The organism is Devosia sp. LjRoot3 (assembly GCF_964252865.1).
GTDB lineage: Bacteria > Pseudomonadota > Alphaproteobacteria > Rhizobiales > Devosiaceae > Devosia.
In genome coordinates this window covers 2,501-5,245 of sequence record NZ_CAXUPK020000014.1, presented here as the reverse complement: position 1 = coordinate 5,245, position 2,745 = coordinate 2,501, and the positions used below count along the sequence as shown (strand labels likewise).

Annotated in this window: 2 rRNA genes (1 of these 2 running past the window's edge); both read right to left on the bottom strand. The window is 52.8% G+C overall.

Annotated elements, in window-relative coordinates:
* Window positions 1-13 precede the first annotated feature (13 nt).
* Window positions 14-129, bottom strand: a 5S ribosomal RNA gene (gene rrf / locus ACSQ2A_RS22975).
* Window positions 130-219: 90 nt separating this feature from the next.
* A 23S ribosomal RNA gene (locus ACSQ2A_RS22970) occupies window positions 220-2,745 on the bottom strand (it continues 196 nt past the right edge of the window).

Genomic DNA, 2,745 nt, shown 5'->3' with positions numbered 1-2,745 from the left:
GTGTTTTTGGCAGACCTTGCAGTGACCTACTCTCCCAAGTCTTGAGACTTAGTACCATTGGCGCGGAGGGATTTGACGTTCGAGTTCGGGATGGGATCGGGTCCTGGGCCCCTCGCAAGAACCACAAGGTCAGCGAAAAACACGTTGCGTGATTTTGGTTTGTTTTCTGAACTTTTAGGAAGCCAGCAATCCTTTGATTGCGGACATAGATTAATGAGAACGATCAAGCCGATCGAGCTATTAGTACCGGTAAGCTTCAAGCATTGCTGCTCTTCCACACCCGGCCTATCAACGTGGTGGTCTTCCACGGCTCTGATAGGGAATACTCGTTTTGAGGGGGGCTTCCTGCTTAGATGCTTTCAGCAGTTATCCCTTCCGAACTTAGCTACCCTGCAATGCGGCTGGCGCCACAACAGGTCCACCAGAGGTTCGTCCATCCCGGTCCTCTCGTACTAGGGACAGCTCCTCTCAATATTCCAACACCCACGGCAGATAGGGACCGAACTGTCTCACGACGTTCTGAACCCAGCTCACGTACCACTTTAAATGGCGAACAGCCATACCCTTGGGACCTGCTCCAGCCCCAGGATGTGATGAGCCGACATCGAGGTGCCAAACAATGCCGTCGCTATGGACGCTTGGGCATTATCAGCCTGTTATCCCCAGAGTACCTTTTATTCGTTGAGCGATGGCCCTTCCACACGGGACCACCGGATCACTATGACCGACTTTCGTCTCTGCTCGACTTGTCAGTCTCGCAGTCAGGCAGGCTTATGCCATTGCACTCAGCGGACGATTTCCGACCGTCCTGAGCCCACCATCGCGCGCCTCCGTTACTCTTTGGGAGGCGACCGCCCCAGTCAAACTACCCACCATGCGCTGTCCCGGACACTGTTATGCCGCGGTTAGACACCTATGACGATAAGGGTGGTATCTCATCTTGCGGCTCCACCAAGGCTGGCGCCCTGGCTTCAAAGCCTACCACCTATCCTGCACATGCCGACACAAGTGCCAGCGCAAAGCTATAGTAAAGGTTCATGGGGTCTTTCCGTCTGACCGCAGGAACCCCGCATCTTCACGGGGAATTCAATTTCGCTGAGTCTATACTGGAGACAGTGGGGAAGTCGTTACGCCATTCGTGCAGGTCGGAACTTACCCGACAAGGAATTTCGCTACCTTAGGACCGTTATAGTTACGGCCGCCGTTTACCGGGGCTTCAATTCAAGGCGTTAACCTCTCCTTTTAACCTTCCGGCACCGGGCAGGCGTCAGACCCTATACGTCGATTTGCATCTTCGCAGAGCCCTGTGTTTTTGATAAACAGTCGCCACCCCCTCTTTTGTGACACCCCTATACGGTTGCCCGCATAGAGGTCACGCTTATCCCGAAGTTACGCGTGCAATTTGCCGAGTTCCTTCAGTATAGTTCTCTCAAGCGCCTTGGTATACTCTACCAGTCCACCTGTGTCGGTTTAGGGTACGGTCTATGTTGGTGGAGCTATTTCCTGGAACCGGCTCACTGCACTCCCAATCCGATAAGGGAATACAGCTCTGCGCGATCCGTCACTACCACCAGGCCCACGAATATTAACGTGGTTCCCATCGTCTACGCATTTCTGCCTCGACTTAGGGGCCGGCTAACCCTGCGCTGATTAGCATTGCGCAGGAACCCTTGGACTTTCGGCGAAAGTGTCTCTCACACTTTTTGTCGCTACTCATGTCATCATTCGCACTTCCGATACCTCCACGGCCCCTCACAGGTACCGCTTCACAGGCTTACGGAACGCTCCGCTACCGCTTACACATAAGTGTAAACCCTAAGCTTCGGTGCATAGTTTTAGACCCGGTACATCTTCGCCGCAGGATCACTTGACCAGTGAGCTGTTACGCTATCTTTAAAGGATGGCTGCTTCTAAGCCAACCTCCTGGTTGTCTAAGTAATCCCACATGCTTTCCCACTTAACTATGACTTGGGGACCTTAGCTGTAGGTTAGGGTTGTTTCCCTTTTGACGATGGACGTTAGCACCCACCGTCTGTCTCCCAGATAGTACTCTCGGGTATTCGGAGTTTGGTTAGGTTTGGTAAGTCGGTGAGACCCCCTAGCCCATCCAGTGCTCTACCCCCCGAGGTATTCGTCTGAGGCGATACCTAAATATCTTTCGCGGAGAACCAGCTATTTCCAAGTTTGATTGGCCTTTCACCCCTAGGAACAAGTCATCCCCGTCTTTTTCAACAGACGTGGGTTCGGCCCTCCAGTAAGTGTTACCTTACCTTCAGCCTGCTCATACCTAGATCACTTGGTTTCGGGTCTAATCCGTCTAACTTAACGCCCTATTCAGACTCGCTTTCGCTGCGCCTACACCTAACGGCTTAAGCTTGCTAGACAGACTAAGTCGATGACCCATTATACAAGAGGTACGCCGTCACCCTTGCGGGCTCCGACTGTTTGTATGCATCCAGTTTCAGGTACTATTTCACTCCCCTCGTCGGGGTGCTTTTCACCTTTCCCTCACGGTACTGGTTCGCTATCGGTCGTGTGCGAGTACTTAGGCTTGGATAGTGGTCTACCCATGTTCAGACAGAATTTCACGTGTTCCGCCTTACTCGAGGACTTGCAAGCTTTCTACCGGTACGGGGCTATCACCCACTATGGCCGACTTTTCCAAGTCGTTCCCGTTCTTACTCACAAGCCACTGGCCTGGTCCGCGTTCGCTCGCCACTACTAACGGAGTCTCGTTTGATGTCC